This is a genomic window from Variibacter gotjawalensis (assembly GCF_002355335.1).
Taxonomy (GTDB): Bacteria; Pseudomonadota; Alphaproteobacteria; order Rhizobiales; family Xanthobacteraceae; genus Variibacter; species Variibacter gotjawalensis.
Window position 1 is genome coordinate 436,506 of the sequence record NZ_AP014946.1, and the last position, 23,283, is coordinate 459,788.

Here is a 23,283-nt window from a genome sequence, read left to right on the forward strand (position 1 = left end):
CTCGAATACGAGCCGTCATGGCCGAATATTGGGCGCTTTCGGTCCACGACGGCAAAGGCATTGACCTCAACCGTTCTTCGTTGGGCGGTTCGGTTGGACGCTTCAAAACGGTTTGTCCGCACCTTCTTGGTGAGCGTCCTCTGCAAGCGCCTTCTTCAACGACGGATTGGTACAAAAGCTACGCGCAAAACCATGCGTTGTGTTTGCATTCTGCAGGAATATAGAGAAAGATATGCAATATTCTTGCATGAAATGAGCCTGACATGACGGATTTGGAGCATATCGACGGTTTTGACCGAAAAATCCTCGCGCTTTTGCAAGCCGATGCGCGACTTACGAACAACGATCTCTCGGAGAAAGTGAACCTCTCGCCCAGTCAATGTTCCCGTCGGCGCGCGCGCCTAGAGGCCGAGGGCTACATCGGCGGTTATCGCGCGGTGCTGTCGCGCGAGCGGCTCGGCTTCGGCCTCGTCAATGTGATCACGGTGACGCTCGCGACCCACAATCGCGACAACGCGGTGCGCTTCGCCGAACTCGTGAAGCGGTTGCCGGAGGTGCAGGAAGCGCACGCGCTCACAGGCGACATGGATTACATCCTCAAGGTCGTCACGCGCGATCTCAAGGCACTGTCCGAATTCGTCAACGGTGTGCTGCTGCCGCACGATTCCGTCCAGCATGTCAAAACCGCGATCGTTCTCGATACGTTGAAGGAAGAGAACGCGCTGCCGCTTTGACGACCGCTCGCAAATCAGCATGCTGGCGGTCCCTCGCCGGAGTTCAGCATGTCAGAGACGATCGACTACTACTTCTCCATGGTTTCGCCATGGGCGTATATCGGCACGAAGACGTTCAACGCGATCGTCGATCGTCACAAGCTCAACGTGAACTACAAGCCGGTCCCGCTCGGCCGCGTCTTCGCGGAGACCGGCGGACTTCCGCTCGGCAAGCGGCATCCGGCGCGGGTGCGCTATCGCATTCTCGAATTGCAGCGCTGGCGCGAGAAGCGCGGCTTGAACTTTCATCTGCGTCCGAAGCAGTGGCCGTTCGACGGCACGCTGGCCGATTGCTTTGTCGTTGCGGCACTCGCGGATGGTCACGACGTTCGCGAATTCGTCGCCCGCGGTATGGCCGCCGTGTGGGAAGACGAAGTCTCCTACGCGGACGGCGGCGAGCTGGTGAAGCTCGCGAATGCGCTGAAGCTCCCTGGCGAAAAACTACTCGAGGCCGCGAAAAGCGACGCGATCAATGCGCGCTACGAGCAGAATTACGCAGAGGCCGTGAAGGTCGATGCGTTCGGCTCGCCATGCTTCGTGCGCGACGGCGAAGTCTTCTGGGGCCAAGACCGCCTCGAATTGCTCGACGACGCGATCACGTCGGGCCGCGCCGGATTCAAGAACGACGCGGTCTAACGCGCGCGTCGAAGAAAAATAAGCGGAGGAAGCATGCCCGATCTCGCGGATCTTTTCCCGGGCTATGAGTCGCATTGGATCGACACGGACGCTGGGCGCATCTTTGTGCGCACCGGCGGCAAAGGTCCGCCGCTGCTTCTGCTGCACGGCCATCCGCAGACCAACGTGATGTGGCACCGCGTCGCTCCGGCATTGGCGGAAAAATATTCGCTGATCTTGCCGGACCTGCCGGGCTACGGATGGTCCGCCGCGCCGAAAGCAAAGCCCGACCACTCGCCCTACGACAAACGCTCGATGGCGAACGCGATCATCGCCGTGATGGAGCAACTCGGCCACGTGCGCTGGAAACTCGCTGGGCACGATCGCGGCGGCCGTGTCGGCTATCGCATGGCGCTCGATCACCCGGGCCGTATCGAAAAGCTCGCGGTCCTCGACATCGTGCCGACCTACAATATGTGGAAGGATCTCGACGACAATCTAGCGATGAAGATCTGGCACTGGACGTTTCTCGCTCAGCCCTATCCACTGCCGGAGAAAATGGTCGGCGGCGCACCGATCGATTATTGGAATCTCAAATCGTCGAAGCAGTCCGGCACGAAAGACATTTCGTGTTTCGATCCGCGCGCGCTCGCGCACTACCACACCTTCTTCAACGACCCGACGCGCATTCACGCACTGTGCGAGGACTATCGTGCCGGCCAAACGCGCGATCTCGAATTCGACAGCGCCGACCGCGATGCCGGCAACAAGATCACTATCCCGCTCTTCGCGCTGTGGGGCGACAAGGGCATCCCGAGCGAGAAGACCCCGCTCGATGTGTGGCGCCAATGGGCAACGAATGTGTCCGGCCATTCGCTCTCCTGCGGGCATTACCTCGCGGAGGAAAAGCCGGAGGAGACGCAGGCAGCGCTTCTGAAATTCTTCGCGTGACGGCACAACGGGCCTGACACTTGATCCGGGCTGCCCTCTTCCGGCAAAAGGGAGGGATTGCCGACCCATAAAGGCCATTGCGGGCCGCACGAGGAAACGATGACGGAAGCCAGTCGCCAGGAAACGTTCAGCGGCACCAAGGAAGTGGCCGAAGCGCTGCGCTTCGACACCTCGCGGCTCGAAGAATATTTGGCGAAGCACATTCCGGACTTCCAAGGCCCGCTGACGGTCGAGCAGTTCAAAGGCGGCCAGTCGAACCCGACCTACAAGCTCACGACGCCGGGCCGTGCCTACGTTCTCCGCCGCAAGCCGCCGGGCAAACTGCTCGCCTCCGCGCACGCGGTCGACCGCGAATATCGCGCGATGGCGGCGCTCTATCCGCAAGGCTATCCGGTCCCCAAGCCGTATCTCTACTGCGAGGACGAAAGCGTCACCGGCACCGCCTTCTTCGTGATGGGTTTCGGCGATGGCCGCATCCTGTGGGAAGCCGACATGCCGACGCTGTCCGGCCCGGTGGAGCGCGCGCAGGTGTTCGACGCGATGAACGCGACGCTCGCGCAGTTGCACACATACGATCCCGAGAAGATCGGCCTCGGCACTTTCGGCCGGCCGGAGAACTACGTCGCGCGGCAGACAGATCGCTGGACGAAACAGTACCGCCTCTCCGAGACCGAGAAGATCGACGACATGGAGCGGCTGATCGAGTGGCTGCCGAAGCATCTGCCGCCAGAGCCGAAAGCCGGCGTCGTGCACGGCGACTACCGCATCGACAACATGATCCTCGATCCAGAGAAGCCGAAGGTGATCGCAGTTCTCGATTGGGAACTCTCGACCATCGGCGATCCGCTCGCCGACTTCACGTATCACATGATGCAATGGTCGATGCCGCGCGGCGACGGCGGCCCGGGCTCCGGCTCGCTCCTCGGCCTCGATCTCGCTAAGCTCGGCATTCCGACGAAGGACGAATACATCGAGGCGTATAGCGATCGCACCGGCCTCGACCCGCGTCCCTATTTCGACGTGTACACGGCGTATAACTTCTTCCGCCTCGCCGGCATTCTGCAAGGCATCATGGGCCGCGTGCGCGACGGCACCGCGACCAGCGCGCATGCCGCGGCGCGCGGCAAGATGGTGCGTCCGCTCGCCGCCGCCGGTTGGGACTACGCCAAGCGCGCCGGCGCGAAATAACTATTCCGCCAGAAACTTCTGCACGGCACCGATGGTGCCGGCGGGATCTTCTTCCTCGGGCGCATGGCCGAGTTCGTCGAAGATCACGAGCTGGCTGCCGGGGATCGCGGCGTGCAGTTTGTGCGCCGCCTCGACCGGGATCAGCCCATCTTTCTTGCCCCACATAACGAGCGTCGGAACTTTGATCTCGCCAAGCCGCGACGGCGAAGCACCGCGTTGCCGCTGGCCGAAGCGATCGATGATCGCTTGGCGATTGCCTTCGCGTTGCGTGAGCTCGTAAGCACGATCGATATTCTCGTCGGTGATCTTGTTCGGGTCGCCCCACGCGGCGCGCATGCCGCTGACGATCATGAAACGCGGCAGTGTGTTGCGGAGAAGCGCGTTGATGCCGGGCGTTTCGAGGATGCGCAGACCGATTGGATCGCTGCGTCCGCCGAACAGCGGATAACCGCCGTCAACCAAGATCAGTTTCGCGACACGATCCGGATGCGAAAGCGCCGCCGCGACCGAAACGCCCGCGCCGAGCGAATTGCCGCCCCACACCGCGCGTTTGACGCTGAGCGCATCGAGGATCGCGATGACGAACGCGACGTCGCGATCGCGGCCGTAGTTGCGATCCGGCGCCGGTCCGGTCAGCCCGTAGCCGGGCAGATCCATCGTGATGACGCGGCGCTTGTCTTTCAGCAACCGAACCCAATCCTCCCACGCGTGCAGGGACGAACCCATGCCATGCATGAAGACGATCGGCTGCGGATCGTCGCGCGGTCCTTCGTCGCGCACATGCGCCTGCATGCCCTGAATCGCGACGAATTGTGACGGCGGCTTCGCCCAACGCGCCTTGAGTTCGTCGACCGGCTTCTCCGGCGCGTAATTCGCGACGAAGAACACGAGGGCGGCAGCAACCAGCACGCCGACAAAACCAAGAATGATCTTCAGCACCAGCATGGCGGCTTCTTATCACGTGAGGCTTCGCCATATTATGGCGGTCGATCACATCTATGCATGCAGACATGAAGCGCAAATCTTTCGCATTGGCACTCGGCGGCGGCGGCGCGCGCGGTCTTGCGCATATTCCGGTGCTGGAAGCGATCGACGCAATGGACCTCAAACCCGCGCTGATTTCGGGTTCCTCCATGGGGGCACTCATCGGCGCGCTCTACGCCACCGGAATGCCGCCGCGCGAGATTCGCCGCTTCGCCATCGCGAGCCTGCGCGACCGCGGCGACGTGTGGCGGCTGTTGATGAAAGCGCGCGTCGGAACGTGGTCGGACTTGCTCAGCCCCGGCCTCGGCAATCCAGTGCTGATGGATGCCGAAATACTCGTCACCACGTTTCTCGGCGAGCATTTGCCGGAGACATTCGCAGACCTAGCGATACCGCTAACCGTCACGGCAACCGATCTCTACGGCCGGCACGAACGCACCTTCGCGACAGGCCCCTTGCTACCCGCGCTCGCGGCCTCGATGGCGATCCCGGGCCTCGTCCGCCCGGTCGAGATCGACGGCCGTATTCTCGTTGATGGCGCAGCCGCCAACCCGCTGCCGTTCGATATCGCGCGTGGGCGTGCGGATGTGATCGTCGCGGTCGACACCGCGACCGGACCGACCGAACCGCGCGGTATCCCGGACCCGTGGGACGCATTGTTCTCTACAATCCAGCTGATGGGCCAGTCGATCACGGCCGGGAAGTTACGCGACGGGGCGCCCGATCTCATCCTGCGTCCGAATGTCTCGACATTCCGCCTATTGGATTTCCTCAGCGTCAGCGCGATTCTGCGCGTCGCCGATGCCATCAAGCCGGAGGTCGAAGCGAAGCTTGGCGCGCTTCTCTGAACTCGGCTAAAAGCGAGCCAACCAAAAAGGAAACGCGAGGATATCATGCGAGACGCCTTCATCTGCGACGCCGTGCGCACACCGATCGGCCGCTACGGCGGCGTACTCTCGAAGGTTCGCGCCGACGATCTCGGCGTCGTTCCGCTCAAAGCGCTGATGGAGCGCAATCCGAAGGTCGATTGGGAGAAGGTCGAGGAAGTCTTTTACGGCAACGTCAATCAAGCCGGTGAAGACAACCGCAACGTCGCACGCATGGCACTGCTGCTGGCCGGCATTCCGGCGTCGACCCCCGGCGTCACACTCAATCGCCTCTGCGCCTCGGGCCTCGAGGCCGTCGGACAAGCCGCACGCGCGATCCGCACCGGCGAAATGGACCTTGCGATCGCGGGCGGCGTCGAGTCGATGACGCGCGCGCCCTTCGTGATGGCCAAAGCGCAGGATGCCTTCTCGCGCTCCGCGGAAATCTTCGACACCACGATCGGCTGGCGCTTCGTCAATCCGGCGATGAAGAAGAATTTCGGCATCGATCAAATGCCCGAGACCGCCGAGAACGTCGCGCAGGATCATCAGATCAACCGCGCCGACCAGGATGCCTTCGCACTCCGCTCGCAGCAGCGCGCCGGCAAGGCCATCGCGTCCGGCTACTTCGCCGAAGAAATCGTGCCCGTGCAGGTGCCAGGCGGTAAAGCCGGCCCGATCACGGTCGACAAAGACGAACATCCGCGCCCCGACACGACGCCCGAGATGCTGGCGAAACTCAAGACGCCGTTCCGCGATCCCGGCACTGTCACGGCCGGCAACGCGTCGGGCGTCAACGACGGGGCCGCCGCGATCATCATCGCGTCCGAGAAGGCCGTGAAGGAACACGGCCTCACCCCGCGCGCACGCATTCTCGGCATGGCATCGGCCGGCGTCGCGCCGCGCGTAATGGGCATCGGCCCGATCCCGTCGACGCAGAAACTGATGGCGCAGCTCGGCCTCAAGATCTCCGACTTCGATCTCGTCGAGCTCAACGAAGCTTTCGCGGCGCAGGCCCTTGCGGTGCTGCGCGGCCTTGGCCTGCCGGACGATGCCGACCATGTGAACCCGAATGGCGGCGCCATCGCGCTCGGCCATCCGCTCGGCATGTCGGGCGCGCGTCTTGCCCTCACGGCAACGCACCAGCTCGAGAAAATGGGCGGCAAGCGCGCGCTGGCGACGCTCTGCGTCGGCGTCGGCCAGGGTCTTTCGGTCGCCATCGAACGCGTCAATTAAGCGAAAAGCGGCAAGGCTTTCGCCGAAATAGCCAACGGGGCCGGGTTTCAATCGCAGCCGGTCCCGTTTTACATTGAGCGCCGGAGGAAACCGATGAGCATCGTGTACCCAAGCGCGAGCCTGCGCGCGCACCCGCGTTATGACTTCGAGAAGTATCGCTCGACCGCGAAGCGATCGCCGAAGCAGCCGCTCATCATCCTTCCGCACACGCTGTCGGAACTTACCGGCCCGGCGTACGGCCACGGCGCGATCCGCGCCGGCGACGAAGACCTCACGCGCCAGCATGCCGGCGAGCCGCAGGGCGAACGCATCATCGTGCACGGACACGTGCTCGACGAGGACGCGCGCCCGATCCCCGACACGCTGATCGAAATCTGGCAGTGCAATGCGTCAGGCCGCTACATCCACGTCGTCGATCAGCATCCCGCCCCGATCGATCCGAATTTCACCGGCGCGGGCCGCTGCGTCACCGACGCGGACGGCCACTACAAATTCGTCACCATCAAGCCGGGTGCATACCCCTGGCGCAACCACCACAATGCGTGGCGGCCGGCGCATATTCACCTCTCGCTGTTCGGCAACGCTTTCGTTCAGCGCCTCGTGACGCAGATGTATTTCCCAAACGATCCGCTATGCGCCTTTGATCCGATCTTCAACGCGCCGGAGGATGCGGCTGTCGCGGCGCGCCAAGTCGCAAGCTTCGATCTTGACGCGACGGTGCCCGAATGGGCGCTCGCCTATCGCTTCGACATCGTATTGCGTGGCCGCAACGCGACGCCGATGGAGCACTGATGTCCGGAATCACGCCCTCCTCCACCGTCGGCCCGTATTTCCTCTACGGCCTCGTGCCGTCGACCTACGGCGGCACCGACATCATCTTCAATTCGCTGCTGACGCCGGACGTTTCGGGCGAACGCATCCGCATCGAAGGCCGCATCTTTGACGGCGATGGCGCGGTGATCCCCGACGCGATGGTCGAGACCTGGCAGGCCGACGCCGAGGGCAAGCTCAATCACGCGGCGGGCGCGAAGGCCGGTGCGAACACGGCATTCAAGGGATTCGGCCGCGCACCGACCAATGCCGAGGGCGATTACTCCTTCGATACGATCCGCCCCGGCTCCGTCGCTGGGCCGGACGGCAAGCCGCAAGCGCCGCACATAGCCGTCAATGTCTTCGCGCGCGGCGTGCTGCGGCACTTGACCACGCGCATTTATTTCTCGGATGAGAAAGCCAACGCCGAAGACGCGATCCTTGGCTTGGTCCCGGCTGATCGCCGCGATACGCTGATTGCCAACCGCCACGATCGTGATGGCGCGATCGTCTACCGTTTCGACATCCACCTTCAAGGTGACAACGAGACGGTGTTCTTCGAAGCGTAGCGCGCAGTCGCCAACATCCTTCGAGACGCGACCTACGGTCGCTCCTCAGGACGAAGGTTTGACTTTGGGGTAACAGCGGATCTTGCGCAACGTCACACCCGCCCTCATCCTGAGGAGCGGGCAGATCGCGAAGCGATCCGGCCGCGTCTCGAAGGACGAGGGCGGCCAGATCGCGAAGCGATCCGGCCGCGTCTCGAAGGACGAGGGCGGCCTATGGACGGCGCTTACGTTTACATTTTGAAGTGCGCGGACGGCAGCTACTACGCTGGGACTGCACGCGACGGGCTGCAGAGACGCGTCGATGAGCACAATGCTGGATCGTTTGGCGGTTATACCGCATTACGGCGACCAGTTGCGCTTGTCTTCTCGCAATGGTTTGAACGCGTGACCGACGCGATCGCGGCGGAGCGCCAGATCAAAGGCTGGTCGAGAGCAAAAAGGAAGCTCTGATCCGTGGCGACTTCAGTTCGCTTTCGACATTGTCGCAGCGCCGTGGCCTGCATCCTTCGAGACGCGCGGCTACGCCGCGCTCCTCAGGATGAGGGTTGAGTTTTCGAGAAAAAAAGAAAGCCATCAATGCCCCTCCCCCTCGAAGGTCTTCTCGTCGTCTCGATCGAACAAGCCGTTGCGGCACCGAAATGTTCATGCCGTCTCGCCGATGCGGGCGCGCGCGTCATCAAAGTCGAGCGGCCGGAGGGAGACTTCGCGCGCTACTACGACACCCTGGTGCATGGCGAATGCAGTTATTTCGTCTGGCTGAACCGCGGCAAGGAATCTCTCATCCTCGATCTCACCAAGGCCGACGACAAGGCGTTTCTCGAGAAGCTGCTCGCTAAGGCGGACATCTTCATACAGAACCTGAAGCCCGGCGCGATTGCGAAGCTCGGTTTTGCGGTTGAGCGGCTCCGGCAGGATTATCCGAAACTCATCTGCTGCTCGATCTCGGGCTACGGCGAGAGCGGGCCCTATTCGCAGCGCAAGGCGTACGATCTCCTGATCCAGGCTGACGTCGGCATGGCGCATGTCACCGGCGGGCCCGAAGCGCCGGCGCGCGTCGGCGTTTCGGTCGTCGACGTCGGCACCGGGCTCAACGCGTACTCGGCGGTGCTCGAAGCCGTGATCGCGCGCGGGCGCACCGGTGAAGGGTCTGCCATCAGGATCTCGATGTTCGACGCGATGGCGGACTGGATGACGGTGCCGTTGCTGCAGCACGAAGGCGGCAAGCCACCGGTCCGCATCGGCCTCGCTCACGTCTCGATCACACCCTACGGCGCCTTCAAGTCACGCGACGGCATCGACATCCTGATTTCGATCCAAAACGATCGCGAATGGCGCCGCCTCGCGGCCGAAGTGATGGAAACGCCGGAACTTGCGGCGCATCCGGACTTCGGCACGGCGGTCGAGCGGCTCAAACGCCGCGCCGAGACCGACGCACATGTCGCGGCGGCTTTCGCACGCCACGATGCCGAGCCGCTGATGCTGGCTTTGGAGAAGGCCGACGTCGCTTTCGCTCGTGTGTCCGATATGCCGGCGCTGGCCGAGCATCCGCATCTGCGCCGCATGACGATCGGTTCGCCGTCAGGGCCGCTCAGTTATCCGACGCCCGGTGCGATCCATGACGTGCCGCGCCGCCACGGCGACGTCCCGGCGCTCGGACAGCATTCGGAGAAGATCCGCGCGGAGTTCGGCTGAGACGCTCGCCGCGAGCTCGGGCTCACCTCTCCCATGGGGAGAGGTCGCGAGCGTAGCGAGCGGGTGAGGGGAAGTTACCTATTGAGGGAATGGAACCCCTCACCCGGACTGCTTCGCAGTCCGACCTCTCCCTATGGGAGAGGTGGGCACCTCGTGCGCGGAAGCTCTGAGCGATCAATCCACGTCGAGCGGAATGCGGCCAACAGCACCATAGCGGTGCAGTTCTGTGCCGCGCACGTCGAGCCAGACCTTCGCCTTCTCGTAGCCCGGATGAATCTTGCGCACGAGCCGCCAGAAGCGGTTCGAATGATTCATCTCCACCATATGCGCGACTTCATGCGCGGCAAGGTAATCGAGCACATGCGGCGGCGCCATGATGAGCCGCCAAGAATACGAGAGCGCGCCGGTCGTCGAGCATGAGCCCCAGCGGCTCGCCTGATCGCGGATCGTCAAGCGCTTGATGAAGACGCCGAGCTTCTCCGCGTAAGCACGGCTCGCGACCTCGAGATCGCGGCGCGCTTCGCGCTTGAGGTAATCGGTAACGCGGCGTTGCAGATATTCCGCATCGCCCGCGACGCAGATGATCGGCTTGCCGTTGTTGTCTTCTTCGGTCCACACCGTGCCGCGCTCGCCCTTGCGATGCACGATGCGATGCGGAACGCCGCGCAGCGGAATGATGAGGCCGTTACGAAACGGTGTGATCTCCGGCAGACGCCCGATGCGTGCCGCGATCCATCCGCCATGCTTCTCGGCAAATGCTTTCGCTTCCTTCACGGTGCCGCGCGGTGGCAGCGTGAGGATCACTTCGCGGGTCGCGGCTTGAATGCGCAACGTGTAGCGGCGCGCCTGACGGTGACGGCGCAAACGCACCAGAAAAATCTCCCCGTCGAAGGGAAGTTCAATCGCCTGCGGCTCAGTTGGCCGCCGATAAAGCATCGCACGCAACATGGGTTCTAACCGGGGTATCGAGAATGTGCCCCGAGTCTGCCAAACTTCGGCTCGGCGATGCCAGATGCAATCTTGCATCACTGTTGCATTTCAAGATTCGGTATTCGCGAGCCGTTCCATATCCCTAGCTTTAGTAGCTAAAAGCTATGATTCCGGAGTCAAAGCTTGTTCCGGTATCTAAATCTAGCCACAAAGAATCGTTGACTTGAGGCGGGATTCGGGTCTTCCCCGCCCCTAGGGCGACCAATAAAAAAGACCGGCCTGAGCCGGTCTTTTCGTCCGCGTAATCTCTTCAACAAAAGCGCGATCAGTGCGTCGTCGCGGTCTTCGTTTCGTCCTTCGTATGCGAAACGATCGCGGCATCCGACGTCTTCGGCGTGCGTTCGCCGTTACCGCTTGCGCTGCGCGACTTCTTCGGTGCGCCGCCGTGCGCACGAACGAAGGCTTCGATGCGCGGCACGATCTCCTTGCGGAAGCGCGAACCGTTGAACACGCCATAGTGTCCGACCGCCGGCTGTAGATGGTGCTGCTTCTTCGACGGCGGCAGATTGCTGCAGAGACGATGCGCAGCTTCGGTCTGGCCGACACCCGAGATGTCGTCGAGTTCACCTTCGACGGTCAGCAATGCGACGTTGCGGATCTTCGACGGGTCGACCTTCTCGTCGCGATACATCATCTCGCCCTTCGGCAGAGCGTGCTTGCAGAACACCGTATCGACGGTCTGCAGATAGAACTCGGCGGTCAAATCCATGACCGAAAGATACTCGTCGTAGAATTCGCGGTGCTTCTGCGCCGACTCGCCGTCGCCGCGCACCAGATGGCCGAACATGTCGCGATGTGCGCCGACATGGCGGTCGAGATTCATCGACATGAAGCCGGAAAGCTGCAGAAAACCCGGATAAACCGGGCGCATCATGCCGGCATGCGGGAACGGCACATGCGTGATCACGTTCTCGCGGAACCACTCAATGCCCTTCTCCTGCGCCAGCTTATTGACGGCGGTCGGGTTCGAGCGGGTATCGATCGGGCCGCCCATCAGCGTCATCGAACGCGGCGCGAACTTGTCGCCGCGCGCTTCCATGATCGCGACGCCAGCGAGCACCGGAACCGACGGCTGGCAGACCGCAACGAGATGGGTATCCGGTCCGAGGTGGTGCAGCATCTCGATGATGTAGTCGATGTAGCTGTCGAGATCGAAGTCGCCCTCATCGAGCGGCACCGAACGCGCGTCCACCCAATCCGTGATGTAGACTTCGTGGCGCGGCAGCAGAGCTTCAACCGTGCCGCGCAGCAGCGTCGCATAGTGCCCGGACATCGGCGCAACGATCAGCACGCGCGGATCCTGCAACGGCTTCTCGGTGACGCGCGCGAAGTGCGTGAGGCCACAGAAAGCGCGCTGCCAGACGGTGCGCGTGTGAATCGCGACGCGATCGCCGTCGATTTCGGTATCGTCGAGACCCCATTCGGGCTTGCCGTAGCGGCGCGTGACCCGCTCGAACATTTCGGCAGTCGCGGCAACCGATTTGCCCCACAGCGTGTGCGAGAACGGATTAACGGGGTTTTGGAAGAGAAGCTTCGACGCGTCAGCTACGGCCCGAAACGGGCTGAGCGCCGCGTGCTGCATCTCGTACAGTTGATATAGCGGAAAGGTTTTCATGCGGAGGCAACCCCACTCGAAACACGGAGTCGCCATTTCAGATGCCCAAGCTGATGCAAGGCACCTCGCGATCTTCGTGACCAGCTCCCGGCCGGTGGTCGTACAACTGGACGCTCGTCAAAGCGCCTGTTGCAAAGCAAAATGTATCGCTTTCGGTTCCCGATACAATCATCCCAAAGATTGAGATACCGTAAAATCCCGTACAGACAGGAAGTTAAGTCATTGATTTTACTCATCTCAACTCTAACGCGCGTTAGAATGTGATTTAGCTATGTCAGATATGTCACAGGCCGATTGGACACTTGATTCGCGTCTCGCGGGTGATACCGACCCAGTTATCGACCTGCCGTTGTGCCGCCTTTTGGCAATGCGGGATGCCAATTACCCCTGGCTGATCCTCGTCCCGCGGCGAGTCGGAGCGGTCGAAATCATCGATCTCGACGCCGAGGACAAAACTGGGCTGATGGCCGAAATCACTTGGGTCTCGGAGGCTCTGCGCGAGGTGACGGAGTGCGAGAAGCTCAACGTCGCGGCGCTCGGCAACACGGTCCCGCAGCTGCACGTCCACATCATCGCGCGTTTCCGCAATGATCCGGCTTGGCCCGGTCCCGTCTGGGGCAAGATCCCGGCGAAGCCTTATGCCGATGGCGCAATGCAGAGCTTCATCGGCGCGATCAGAGCCAAGCTACCGCTTTCGAACTCAGCGTGAGCCTTGTATTGCTTCCGACATACAAAGGAAGAACCGAGGGAAACGGAGTGTCATCCCGGCCGAGCGAGGTTCGCGGCGCGCAACGCGCGCTGCGCGAACCGCGAGAGCCGGGACCCACGTATCCCTGCGGTCACTGGGGTACATGGATCCCGGCTCGTCCGGCTGCGCCGGCCGTCCGGGATGACACTCTGAGGGTTTGGGCAGCGCTACGACACCCTTGTCGGAGAGGCATGCGTCTCACACGCTTGCGTGTCGCCGCGACCTCACGCTACCTGTCGCGTCTCACCAGCAAGGCTCTCCATGTCTGACCTCGGCCCGCTTCCGCATCTCGGCTACACCGACAGCGCGCTCGATCGCGCGGCCGAACATCGCGCCGACGACGCGTTTCTCGACAAAGCGTGGGACCGCGCCGACGCCGGCGTCTATCTGATCGCCGGCGAGCTCGTACTGATGCAGCGCCAGCAGGGCGAGACCAATCCGCTCTTCCCGACCAGCGCGGTCCGCTATTTCGGCGAGCCGCGCGGCACAGTCTTTCTCGGCCTCGACCGCAACGGCGCGGCCCGCTTCGGCATCGCACTCGACGCCAAAGAAGGCGAGGCGCTGAAAGCCAACCCGGAATACGTCGTCACCGACCTGCGCACGATCGCCGTGCAGGGCCTAGTCGATCCGGTGCATCTGCCGCCGCTCGCCGAAGCCAAAGCGATGCTGCACTGGCATCTCGGACACTCCTTCTGTTCGCGTTGCGGCACCGCGACGAAGTCGAAACAGGCCGGCTGGAAGCGCGAATGCCCGCAATGCAAGGCCGAGCATTTCCCGCGCACCGACCCGGTCGTCATCATGCTGGCGATCGACGGCGACAAATGTCTCCTCGGCCGTCAGACCCGTTTCGTGACCGGCATGTGGTCGTGCCTCGCCGGCTTCTGCGAGCCGGGCGAGACGTTGGAAGAAGCGACGCGCCGCGAAGTGCTGGAAGAAGCCGGCATTCACTGCGGCAAGGTGAAATATTTCCGCTCGCAGCCCTGGCCGTTCCCGATGAATCTTATGATCGGCGTGCACGCCGAGGCGACCTCGCGCGATATCACGGTGGATCGCGCCGAACTCGAAGACGCGCGCTGGTTCACCCGCCAGGAATGCGCCGACATGCTGATGCGTCGCCACACTGATGGGCTCGGCACGCCGCCACCGGTCGCCATTGCGCACCACATCATCCGCGATTTCGTCGATCACGGTGCCGATGTCCTTTCCTGAGTTTGCTGCGCCTGAGCGCGCGCGCCGCGTGCTGTGCGCCGGCATCGCGGTGTTCGATCACGTCTACCAGATGGACGCGTTTCCGCCGCCGGGCTCGAAGACGCGCGCGAAGAACTACGTTGCGGTGAGCGGAGGCTGTGCCGGCAACGCCGCGATCGCGCTCGCGCGGCTCGGCGGTATCGCGGCGCTGACGGCGCCGCTCGGCGATCCGGACGCCGACCCGGTCGGGCAGCAGATTCTCGACTATCTCGCGACGCAAGATGTCGATTGCTCGCTGTCGGTGCGGGTGAAAGGCGCGACCTCGCCGATCTCCGCGATCATCGTCGATGGCGCGGGCGAGCGGCTTATCGTCAACCACCGCGACGAGCGCTTGTCTGCGGCACGGCTCGCCGATCCCGCCAAACTTGCGCGCGAAACCGACGCGATCCTCGCCGACAATCGTTTCGCCGAATTCGTTCTGCCGCTGTGTCACGCGGCGCGCGAGGCGAACAAGCCATGCGTGCTAGACGGCGACCGCCCGACCGAAGCCAGCAGTTTGCTGCTGCGTGCCTGTTCGCATCTCGTCTTCGCGGCCGACGGCCTGCGCGCAACAGCTCAATGCGACGATCTCGGCGAAGCGTTGCACCGCATCGCGCGCGAGACAGACTCTTTCATCGCAGTCACCGACAACGCCAACGGCACATATTGGCTGGACGACGGCAAGGTCCGTCATATGCCGACGTATCGCGTCAACGCGATTGATACGCTTGGTGCCGGCGATACATTCCACGGTGCGTTTGTGCTTGCGTTGGCGGAGGGGCACAACGAAGTCGACGCGATCAGCTTTTCGACAGCGGCCGCCGCGATCAAATGCGAACGCTTCGGCGGCGTTCTCGGCGCGCCGCATCGCCAAGAGGTGCTGGATTTCTTGGCGAAGAACAGCTGAAGGACTGGATTGCTTCGTCGCTTCGCTCCTCGCAATGACGCTGAGAGTCTTCGTCATTGCGAGAAGCAAGTCGCGCAGCGACTGCGACGAAGCAATCCAGATCTTATTTATTAGAACTTCGGATCGCCGCTTGATGCAGCTTCGCGCTGGCGTCCGAGAAGCAGCAGAACACGACGCGATCGAACGCGTCCGGCTCCGACTTCACAACATCAGCCACCGTACCGACCGCGATGCGCGCCGCCGGCTCAGCCGGAAACTCATAAACGCCGGTCGAGATCGCCGGGAACGCGACCGACTTCAGACCATTCGCGCGAGCAACATCGAGCGAGACCCGATAGCAGGACGCGAGCAGCGCTTCTTCGTCGCGGCCGCCGCCGTGCCACACCGGACCGACCGTGTGGATGACGTGACGCGCCGGCAACCGATAGCCGCGCGTGATCTTCGCCTGCCCTGTCTCGCAGCCGTTCAGCGTCCGGCATTCTTCGAGCAAATCAGGACCGGCCGCGCGATGGATCGCACCATCGACACCACCGCCACCGAGCAGCGACGTGTTCGCCGCATTCACGATCGCATCGACATCGAGCCGCGTGATGTCGCCGGTGACGACCTCCAGCCGCGTCGCGCCGATCGTCGTCATCCCCACTCCGCCTGCACTTCCGCGTCGAGATCGACCGTGGACTTGACGCCGATGTCGTCGAAATGCGCGTCGAGGAAACGCCGCGCCGCGCGAACGCCGGCTTTGCGCAGCGTCAGGAAAAAATCGTAGTCGTTGTTGAGTTTGCTGTCGGCATCGAGCCCCATCGAAGTGCCGAGCACGATGCGATGCACGTTGATGCGGCGATACTCGTTCTTGCCCGTCCCGCACGTGACCTGACCGGCCTCGATCAAACGCGAAACGAGCGCGATCTCGCGCAGCTCCGAGAGCAGCGAGGAATTGAACGTCACCTCGTTGACGCGGTTCATGATGTCTTTGTGAGATGTCGGCGTGCCGGTCCGCTCGAGCGGATTGATCTGCACGATCAAAACGTCGGTGCAGTCGCTATCGGTCTTCTGAAACAGCGGAAACAGCGTCGGGTTGCCGACATAGCCGCCATCCCAGTACGGAACGTTGTCGATTTCGACCGCGCGGAAGAGCTGCGGCAGACAGGCCGATGCCGCGATCACGTCGGCCGACATTTGTTCGCGCGAGAAAACGCGCAGCTTGCCGGTCTGCACATTTGTGGCCGAGACGAACAACGGATTCTTGGCTTTGCGGACGGCTTCGAAATCGACGAAACGCTCGATCAGATCGCGTAGCGGATTGAGGTTGAGTGGATTGAGATCGTAGGGGGAGAAGACCTGGCTCCAAGCTTCGTACCACGATTGCAGCGGCGAGCCGGCCATCGGCATGAACCAGAACAGACGGTCGACGACCGCTCGCTCGCTGTTCGACAAGCTGCCGTCGCGGCTGGTCGCGCGCCAGAAGTCGGCGAGCCGCTTCTCAGCTTCGCGCGGCCCGCCGCGCGCAAGCCCGTCGACCAGCAACACGGCGTTGACGGCGCCGGCCGATGCACCGGAAACGCCGTCGATGGCGAGCTTCTCTTCGTCGAGAAGACGGTCGAGCACGCCCCAGGTGAACGCACCATGCGCGCCACCGCCCTGCAGAGCCAGATGAAGCTTTTTGCGTTTCATGATACTGCGGCCGCCCTCGTCCTTCGAGACGCGCCTCCGGCGCTCCTCAGGATGAGGGCGGAGGAAGCACGGCGTTTCCCCTCATCCTGAGGAGCGCGGCAGTCGGCGTAGCCGATGCGCGCGTCTCGAAGGATGAAGGCCACAAACCAATTCCAGCAGACGGCTAAGCCGCCGTCCAGCCGCCGTCGATCGAGAGATTGGCGCCCGTGATCGACGCCGCCGAGTCCGTGCAGAGATACATCGCAAGCGAGGCGACCTGATCGACCGTGACGAACTCCTTCGTCGGCTGCGCGGCAAGCAGCACGTCCTTCTTGACCTGCTCTTCCGTCATGTTGCGCGCCTTCATCGTATCGGGAATTTGCTTCTCGACCAGCGGCGTCCAGACGTAACCGGGCGAGATGCAGTTGCACGTGATGCCGAAGGTCGCGGTCTCGAGCGCGACCGTCTTGGTCAATCCCGCGATGCCATGCTTTGCCGCGATGTAGGCACTCTTGAACGGCGAGGCGACAAGCGAATGCGCCGATGCGGTCGAGATGATACGGCCCCACTTGCGCTTCTTCATGCCCGGCACCGCGGCGCGAATGCCGTGGAAAGCCGAAGAGAGATTGATCGCGATGATCTGATCCCACTTCTCGACCGGAAACTCTTCCACCGGCGAGACGAACTGAATGCCGGCGTTGTTCACGAGAATATCGACCGAGCCGAACATCTTCTCGGCGTCCGTCACCATCGCGGCGATCTCGGCCGGCTTCGTCATGTCGGCGGCGGAGTAGAGCGCCTTGACGCCGAATTCTTTCTCGATGCCGGCACGTTCCTTCTCGATCGCGTCCTTGTCGCCGAAGCCGTTGATGACGACGTTGGCGCCCTGCGCGGCAGCCGCACGCGCGATGCCGAGACCGATACCGGATGTAGAGCCCGTGACGACAGCCGTTTTGCCTTTGAGCATTGAGAACCTCGAATTTCTGGAGACTCGATTGGGGGTCGATAAGCGGCCGGAAAGGCCTACATGAGGTCGTGCCGATCTAATGTGACACGATTTATTGCGACGCAATATGCAATTTCGTGATTGCTCCCGTATGGTGTCCTGACTTGCCCATATGGTGGCTGCAGCCTTGCGAATTTCGAGCGAAACGCTCGCGGAGACCGGATGTCCGAGCCTTTGTTTCAGCCTCCCGGCCATGATCACGCGCATTGCGAGGCGTCCGCGCTCGACGGCGCCGAGGCCCGCTGCCGCGAAATGGGGCTGCGCCTCACGCCGATCCGCCGCCAGGTGCTTGCCGCGCTGACGTCGGCGCACCGGCCGTTCGGCGCCTACGAGATTATGGACCGTCTGGCCGAGAAAGGCCCGCGCCCTGCCCCGATCACGGTCTATCGCGCGCTCGATTTTCTGCTCGAGCACGGCTTCGTCCACCGCATCGCGAGCCGCAACGCTTTCGTCGCCTGTCACCACCATCACGATGCGGGCGAGAGCGTCGTCTTTCTGTTGTGCGAGAGCTGCGGTTCGGTCGGCGAAGCGCATTCGGCGCCGTTGCACCAAGCGCTGAACGCAGCGTCCCGCGCGGTCGGTTTCACACCGAAGAGTTCGACGCTGGAAGTTGCCGGACTCTGCGAGCATTGCGCCAAACACGGCAAGACGAAGTGACGGTATCGACCGGAGCCAAACTCTCCGCTCGTCCCCGCGAAAGCGGGGACCCAGTGAGCGCGCGGATGCGCGCTATCAAAGTATTTGCCGCGTGCTTGCGCACGCCGACTGGATGCCCGCTTTCGCGGGCATGAGCGGAGTTTTTGGAAGCGCTTCATGCTCGATCCCGACAAAACCGTTGCGCCGTCAGCGACCGCGCCTTTGTCTTCAACGACGCGGCCGCTCGACACTGTCGCGCTGCTTGTCATCTTCGTTTGCGTCGTGACGTGGGGCTTCAATCAGGTCGCGATCAAACTCACGCTCCCGGAAATTCCCCCGATGATGCAGGGCGCGCTGCGCTCGGCCGGCGCTGCGATTTTCGTCGCGATCTATATGCGCATCCGCGGCATCCCGATCTTCAATCGCGACGGCTCGCTCGTCGCCGGCATGATCGTCGCGGTGCTGTTCGGCATCGAATTCATGTTGATGTATCCGGCCTTGAAGTGGACGACGGCGAGTAGAGCCGCCGTCTTCCTCTACACGATGCCGTTCTTCGTCGTGATCGGCGCGCGCTGGTTTTTGCCCGCCGACACGCTGCGGCGCTCGCAATGGCTCGGCCTGCTGCTCAGCTTTGCCGGCATTTTGGTTGCCTTCGGCGTTCCGGAAGCCGGAGCCGACCCGCGGCAATGGATCGGCGATCTGATGGTGATCGGCACCGCGATCGGCTGGGCCGCGACGGTGGTCATCATCAAAGCCAGCGTGCTCTCGCGAGTCCGTCCCGAGAAAACGATGCTCTATCAGCTGGTCGTCTCGGCGCTGATGATGGGCGCCGGCGCCCTCGTTCTAGGTGAGCGCGGGGCCTGGCCGCCCTCTGCATTCGCCCTCGGACTGATGAGCTACCAGGCGTTCTGGGTGGTCGGCGTAACTTTTCTCGCTTGGGTAACACTATTATACCACTATTCGGCATCCCGCCTCTCGGCTTTCACCTTCCTGACACCTATTTTTGGCGTATTGGCCGGACATTGGGTATTAGGTGAACCGATGACCGCCGCTTTCGCGGTTGCGGCTGCTTTGGTGGCCGCGGGCCTGATCCTGGTCAACCGGCCAAGCTAGTTTTGTGTGTTCGCATTTTCTTGGACAGTGAACGTGTATCCACTTCACTTGAAAATGCTTCAGGGCGCGAGCGGCGCAGCGACGAGATAATGATGAATATCCAGACGAAAGTTTCCGAATCGCCGACCCAGCCGAGCGCCGGCCCTGCCGCGCGCCGCGAAAGCGTCGCCGTCTCAGTTGGTGGCGTTCAGGTGGGCGGTGGCGCCCCGGTCGTCGTGCAATCGATGACCAACACGGACACGGCCGACATCGAGGGCACCGCGCGCCAAGTGGCAGCGCTGACCCGCGCCGGCTCCGAACTCGTCCGCATCACGGTCGACCGTGACGAAGCCGCTGCCGCTGTTCCGCACATCCGCGATCGATTGCTGAAGATGGGCGTGAAGGCACCGCTCGTCGGCGACTTCCATTACATCGGCCACAAACTGCTCGCCGATCATCCGGCTTGCGCCGAGGCACTCGACAAGTACCGCATCAATCCGGGCAACGTCGGCTTCAAGGACAAGAAGGACAAGCAGTTCTCGCAGATCGTCGAGACGGCGATCAAATACAACAAGCCCGTGCGCATCGGCGCCAACTGGGGCTCGCTCGATCAGGAATTGCTTACGCACCTGATGGACGAGAATGCGCAATCCGCAAAGCCGATGGAAGCGCGCGCCGTCATGCGCGAAGCCATGGTGCAATCCGCATTGCTCTCCGCCACGCGCGCCGAGGAACTCGGCCTGTCGCGCGATCGCATCATCCTATCGGCGAAGGTCTCCGCCGTGCAGGATCTGATCGCGGTCTACCAGGATCTCGCACGCCGCTCGAACTACGCGATCCATCTCGGCCTCACCGAAGCCGGCATGGGCTCGAAGGGCATCGTCGCATCATCCGCCGCGCTCGGCATTCTGCTGCAGCAAGGCATCGGCGACACGATCCGCGTTTCGCTGACGCCGGAACCGGGCGGCGACCGCACGCTCGAAGTGAAGGTCGCGCAGGAAATCCTGCAGACGATGGGCTTCCGCACCTTCGTGCCGCTCGTCGCCGCATGCCCGGGCTGCGGCCGCACGACCTCGACGACCTTCCAGGAACTCGCCCGCGACATTCAAAGCTACATCCACAACACGATGCCGGAGTGGAAGACACGCTATCCGGGCGTCGAGAACCTCAACGTCGCCGTGATGGGCTGCATCGTGAACGGCCCGGGCGAGTCCAAGCACGCCGACATCGGCATTTCGCTGCCGGGCACCGGCGAGTCGCCAGCCGCTCCCGTCTTCATCGACGGCAAAAAGGCGAAAACGCTGCGCGGCGACGGTATCGCGGCCGAATTCAAACAGTTGATGCTCGATTACATCGAGCAGCGCTACGGCCAGGGCAGCCGCACCGCGGCGGAGTAAGATCCAGGCCTGCATCCTCCGAGACGCGCAGGGCCGGCTTCGCCGATCCCCGCGCTCCTCAGGATGAGGATTGGCGCTCGATCACGACATTCCTTGCAACGCCCTCCGCCCTCATCCTGAGGAGCAGCTCCGGCGGCGCAGCCGCCGCGGCTGCGTCTCGAAGGATGGCGTTAGGTCGCTTATTGTGTTTCCCGAACGTAAAGTTCTGCGCCGTTCCGCCGCAGGCCGCTTGTCCGCCACAATCGGCGCTCTAGATTTAAAGGCATGAGCCCGAACCCCAACCAGCCGGAAACTCCGCGCGTCGAGCCGGAAATCATCCCGCCCGGTGCCGAAACCCGGCAGCGCAGGCGCGGTCGCGTCGAGGACTTCGTCTTCGTCGACGGCCAGGGCCGCATGCATTCGGCGCGCATCAAGATGCCGGGACCGTTCGCGATCGGCATCGGCGTCGCGATTTTCGCCGTCATTGCGATCCTCGTCCTCTCGCTGGCGGTCTCGTTCGCGCTGATCCTTGTTCCGGTGGTTGTCGTCGCGATCGCGGGCGCGTTCGCCTACGGCTATACGCGCCGCTGGTGGAACCGCGTCCGCGGTACCGGTTATCCTGCGCCTAGGCGTTGATCGGCAGCGGTGCTAAAACCGCCGCCATGCAACGCCTCGCCGCAACACTTCTGATCTCGACCCTCTCGGCCACGGCCGCCAACGCGCATGCCGTCATCACGCCGCGCGAGGCGCAAGCCGACTCCTACGCACGTCTCGCGATCTCGATCACGCACGGCTGCGATGGCTCGCCGACGAAAGTCGTGCGTGTGCTAATCCCCGCCGGCGTCAACGGCGCACGGCCGCAGCCGAAGGCCGGCTGGACGCTCGACGTCACGAAGGAAAAGCTCGCGACGCCGATCTCCGGACCGCACGGCACGACGATCACCGAGCGTGTGACAGAGATCACTTGGACCGGCACGCTCGACGCAGACCACTTCGACGATTTTTCGATCAACGTGCGTCTGCCGGACGCGCCGAACAAGACGCTGCATTTCGCGACGCTGCAGGAATGCCAAAGCGGCAAGATGGATTGGTCGGAGATTCCGGCGAACGGAAAATCTGCGCACGAGCTCCGCTATCCGGCGCCCTCGCTCAATCTCCTGCCGAAAAAGCCTACGCACGCGCACTAAACGCTACTTCCCTCTCCGCCGCTTCGGACGCACACTGCGAAAAAAGCGGGAGAGAAACCGGATGGCGGATCGCCTCAAGAACAAGATCGCGCTCGTTGTCGGCGCGGGTTCCATCGGACCCGGCTGGGGCAACGGCAAAGCGGCGGCGGTCGCCTTCGCGCGCGAAGGCGCGAAAGTCGCCTGCGCCGACGCGAACCTCGCGGCCGCTGAAGAGACCGCTGCGATCATCGTGAAGGAAGGCGGCGACGCGATTGCGCTGCGCGCCGACGTCACCAAGGCCGCCGAAGTCGAAGCGATGGTGAAGGCGACGCGCGCAAAGTATGGCCGAATCGACGTGCTCGACTACAATGTCGGCATCGCGGTGGTCGGCGGCGTCGTCGAACTTTCCGAAGCCGAATGGGATCGCGTCCACGACGTCAATCTCAAAGGCGCTTTCCTCACCCTAAAGCACGTTATCCCTGCGATGCAGGAGGTCGGCGGCGGCTCGATCATCACGATCTCGTCGATCGCCGCGATCCGCTACACGGGCGTCCCTTACGCGACCTACTACACGACGAAGGCAGCGCTCAGTCACCTCACCCGCACGACGGCGGCGCAATACGCCTCGCAGAAAATCCGCGTCAACGCGATCCTACCTGGTCTGATGCAGACGCCGATGGTCGAGAACGCCGCTCAGCTCGCGCAGGCTTACGGCAAGGGCGATGTCGACACGATGTGGAAAGAGCGCGCGCGGCAGATCCCGATGGGCTTCGGCGGCGACGCGTGGGATGTCGCCAACGCGGCGGTCTATCTTGCGTCCGACGAGAGCCGCTACGTCACCGGCATCGAACTCGTGGTCGACGGCGGCCTGACGCTGAAGTATTCTTGAGCCACAACAAGAGCGCGGAGAAGCGAGATGGCGAACGAAGCGCTGACGCTGCAATTCCTCACCTGGATCGCCGAAGCGCCGCGCACTTACGGTGCCGCAATGGAAGCGTGGCGTACCTCCTGCCCGCGCCTCTCGATCTGGGAAGACGCCATCGGCGAGGAGCTCGTTCGCCTCGAGCCGCGTGAAGGCCGCCCAATGCGCGATGCGCGTGTTGCCATCACGCCGCGCGGTCTCGCCCGCATGGCGCAGAGCGGCTTCAACGCGCCGGCCACCGACGCCGTATCGGTCGCGCGCTAA

27 protein-coding genes are annotated in these 23,283 nt (G+C 63.0%); 21 read left to right on the forward strand and 6 right to left on the reverse strand.

What is annotated here, in order from left to right; translation table 11 throughout:
* Positions 1–17: 17 nt before the first annotated feature.
* The 5 genes from GJW30_RS22490 (at position 18) to GJW30_RS02080 (ending at position 3,527) form a co-directional block, all read left to right on the forward strand.
* Positions 18–224 (forward strand): hypothetical protein, encoded by a 207-nt coding sequence (locus GJW30_RS22490; protein ID WP_130364713.1) that lies wholly within the window; start codon positions 18–20, stop codon positions 222–224.
* A gap of 39 nt (positions 225–263) precedes the next feature.
* Entirely contained in the window at positions 264–734 is a 471-nt protein-coding gene (locus tag GJW30_RS02065) for an Lrp/AsnC family transcriptional regulator (protein WP_096351035.1), read from the forward strand.
* Positions 735–782: 48 nt separating this feature from the next.
* Positions 783–1,409, forward strand: a complete 627-nt coding sequence (locus tag GJW30_RS02070; RefSeq protein ID WP_096351038.1) for a 2-hydroxychromene-2-carboxylate isomerase — start codon at positions 783–785, stop codon at positions 1,407–1,409.
* Positions 1,410–1,442: 33 nt separating this feature from the next.
* On the forward strand, positions 1,443–2,339 hold the full coding sequence (locus tag GJW30_RS02075; RefSeq protein ID WP_096351041.1) for an alpha/beta fold hydrolase: 897 nt from the start codon (positions 1,443–1,445) through the stop codon (positions 2,337–2,339).
* A gap of 99 nt (positions 2,340–2,438) precedes the next feature.
* Positions 2,439–3,527, forward strand: coding sequence for a phosphotransferase family protein (locus tag GJW30_RS02080; RefSeq protein WP_096351043.1), 1,089 nt, complete (start codon positions 2,439–2,441; stop codon positions 3,525–3,527).
* On the opposite strand, the gene GJW30_RS02085 is transcribed toward GJW30_RS02080, so the two are convergent.
* Complete coding sequence (locus tag GJW30_RS02085) at positions 3,528–4,472, reverse strand: alpha/beta fold hydrolase (RefSeq protein ID WP_197703760.1); 945 nt, start codon at positions 4,470–4,472, stop codon at positions 3,528–3,530.
* A 65-nt stretch (positions 4,473–4,537) separates the two neighbouring features.
* Between GJW30_RS02085 and GJW30_RS02090 the strand changes: the two genes are divergently transcribed.
* The 6 genes from GJW30_RS02090 (at position 4,538) to GJW30_RS02115 (ending at position 9,684) form a co-directional block, all read left to right on the forward strand.
* Positions 4,538–5,359, forward strand: coding sequence for a patatin-like phospholipase family protein (locus tag GJW30_RS02090; protein WP_096358605.1), 822 nt, complete (start codon positions 4,538–4,540; stop codon positions 5,357–5,359).
* 45 nt (positions 5,360–5,404) lie between these two features.
* The gene (pcaF, locus tag GJW30_RS02095) at positions 5,405–6,613 is read left to right on the forward strand and encodes a 3-oxoadipyl-CoA thiolase (protein ID WP_096351045.1); all 1,209 of its coding nucleotides are present in this window, start codon (positions 5,405–5,407) and stop codon (positions 6,611–6,613) included.
* Between the two features lie 93 nt (positions 6,614–6,706).
* On the forward strand, positions 6,707–7,405 hold the full coding sequence (gene pcaH, locus GJW30_RS02100; RefSeq protein WP_096351048.1) for a protocatechuate 3,4-dioxygenase subunit beta: 699 nt from the start codon (positions 6,707–6,709) through the stop codon (positions 7,403–7,405).
* On the forward strand, positions 7,405–7,992 hold the full coding sequence (pcaG, locus tag GJW30_RS02105) for a protocatechuate 3,4-dioxygenase subunit alpha (protein ID WP_096351050.1): 588 nt from the start codon (positions 7,405–7,407) through the stop codon (positions 7,990–7,992). Before pcaH ends, pcaG begins: the two co-directional genes overlap by 1 nt.
* Before the next feature lie 213 nt (positions 7,993–8,205).
* On the forward strand, positions 8,206–8,442 hold the full coding sequence (locus tag GJW30_RS02110; protein ID WP_347337728.1) for a GIY-YIG nuclease family protein: 237 nt from the start codon (positions 8,206–8,208) through the stop codon (positions 8,440–8,442).
* A gap of 126 nt (positions 8,443–8,568) precedes the next feature.
* The gene (locus tag GJW30_RS02115; RefSeq protein WP_096351051.1) at positions 8,569–9,684 is read left to right on the forward strand and encodes a CaiB/BaiF CoA transferase family protein; all 1,116 of its coding nucleotides are present in this window, start codon (positions 8,569–8,571) and stop codon (positions 9,682–9,684) included.
* Positions 9,685–9,858: 174 nt separating this feature from the next.
* On the opposite strand, the gene GJW30_RS02120 is transcribed toward GJW30_RS02115, so the two are convergent.
* Together GJW30_RS02120 and GJW30_RS02125 are read right to left on the reverse strand one after the other, a co-directional pair.
* Positions 9,859–10,710, reverse strand: coding sequence for a M48 family metallopeptidase (locus tag GJW30_RS02120; RefSeq protein WP_197703794.1), 852 nt, complete (start codon positions 10,708–10,710; stop codon positions 9,859–9,861).
* A 229-nt stretch (positions 10,711–10,939) separates the two neighbouring features.
* Positions 10,940–12,289: a polyhydroxyalkanoate depolymerase gene (locus GJW30_RS02125; RefSeq protein ID WP_096351053.1), complete on the reverse strand. Its 1,350-nt coding sequence runs from the start codon at positions 12,287–12,289 to the stop codon at positions 10,940–10,942.
* Positions 12,290–12,569: 280 nt separating this feature from the next.
* On the opposite strand from GJW30_RS02125, the gene GJW30_RS02130 reads away from it, so the two are divergent.
* From GJW30_RS02130 to GJW30_RS02140, 3 genes are all read left to right on the forward strand, one after another.
* Positions 12,570–12,998 (forward strand): HIT domain-containing protein, encoded by a 429-nt coding sequence (locus GJW30_RS02130; protein ID WP_096351056.1) that lies wholly within the window; start codon positions 12,570–12,572, stop codon positions 12,996–12,998.
* Positions 12,999–13,298: 300 nt separating this feature from the next.
* On the forward strand, positions 13,299–14,246 hold the full coding sequence (gene nudC, locus GJW30_RS02135; protein ID WP_096351059.1) for an NAD(+) diphosphatase: 948 nt from the start codon (positions 13,299–13,301) through the stop codon (positions 14,244–14,246).
* A complete protein-coding gene (locus GJW30_RS02140) occupies positions 14,233–15,171 on the forward strand; it encodes a PfkB family carbohydrate kinase (protein WP_157746674.1) in 939 nt (312 codons plus the stop codon). Before nudC ends, GJW30_RS02140 begins: the two co-directional genes overlap by 14 nt.
* Before the next feature lie 103 nt (positions 15,172–15,274).
* Here GJW30_RS02140 and GJW30_RS02145 read toward each other — a convergent pair whose 3' ends face one another.
* From GJW30_RS02145 to GJW30_RS02155, 3 genes are all read right to left on the reverse strand, one after another.
* Entirely contained in the window at positions 15,275–15,808 is a 534-nt protein-coding gene (locus GJW30_RS02145) for an O-acetyl-ADP-ribose deacetylase (RefSeq protein ID WP_096351065.1), read from the reverse strand.
* A complete protein-coding gene (locus GJW30_RS02150; RefSeq protein ID WP_096351068.1) occupies positions 15,805–16,842 on the reverse strand; it encodes a patatin-like phospholipase family protein in 1,038 nt (345 codons plus the stop codon). The genes GJW30_RS02145 and GJW30_RS02150 overlap by 4 nt, the downstream gene beginning before the upstream one ends.
* Positions 16,843–17,005: 163 nt before the next feature.
* Positions 17,006–17,788 carry a 3-hydroxybutyrate dehydrogenase gene (locus GJW30_RS02155; protein WP_096351071.1) on the reverse strand — a complete coding sequence of 261 codons (783 nt, stop codon included), beginning with the start codon at positions 17,786–17,788 and terminating at the stop codon, positions 17,006–17,008.
* Between the two features lie 201 nt (positions 17,789–17,989).
* Here GJW30_RS02155 and GJW30_RS02160 point away from each other — a divergent pair, with 201 nt between their 5' ends.
* The 7 genes from GJW30_RS02160 (at position 17,990) to GJW30_RS02190 (ending at position 23,283) form a co-directional block, all read left to right on the forward strand.
* Positions 17,990–18,484, forward strand: coding sequence for a Fur family transcriptional regulator (locus tag GJW30_RS02160; protein ID WP_096351074.1), 495 nt, complete (start codon positions 17,990–17,992; stop codon positions 18,482–18,484).
* A gap of 156 nt (positions 18,485–18,640) precedes the next feature.
* A complete protein-coding gene (locus GJW30_RS02165) occupies positions 18,641–19,576 on the forward strand; it encodes a DMT family transporter (protein ID WP_096351075.1) in 936 nt (311 codons plus the stop codon).
* Positions 19,577–19,668: 92 nt separating this feature from the next.
* On the forward strand, positions 19,669–20,952 hold the full coding sequence (ispG, locus tag GJW30_RS02170; protein WP_096358607.1) for a flavodoxin-dependent (E)-4-hydroxy-3-methylbut-2-enyl-diphosphate synthase: 1,284 nt from the start codon (positions 19,669–19,671) through the stop codon (positions 20,950–20,952).
* Positions 20,953–21,216: 264 nt separating this feature from the next.
* Complete coding sequence (locus tag GJW30_RS02175) at positions 21,217–21,567, forward strand: TMEM200 family protein (protein WP_096351077.1); 351 nt, start codon at positions 21,217–21,219, stop codon at positions 21,565–21,567.
* A 26-nt stretch (positions 21,568–21,593) separates the two neighbouring features.
* Positions 21,594–22,118, forward strand: coding sequence for a YcnI family copper-binding membrane protein (locus GJW30_RS02180; RefSeq protein WP_130364716.1), 525 nt, complete (start codon positions 21,594–21,596; stop codon positions 22,116–22,118).
* A 61-nt stretch (positions 22,119–22,179) separates the two neighbouring features.
* Positions 22,180–22,986, forward strand: coding sequence for an SDR family NAD(P)-dependent oxidoreductase (locus GJW30_RS02185; RefSeq protein ID WP_096351081.1), 807 nt, complete (start codon positions 22,180–22,182; stop codon positions 22,984–22,986).
* A 27-nt stretch (positions 22,987–23,013) separates the two neighbouring features.
* Complete coding sequence (locus GJW30_RS02190) at positions 23,014–23,283, forward strand: hypothetical protein (RefSeq protein ID WP_096351084.1); 270 nt, start codon at positions 23,014–23,016, stop codon at positions 23,281–23,283.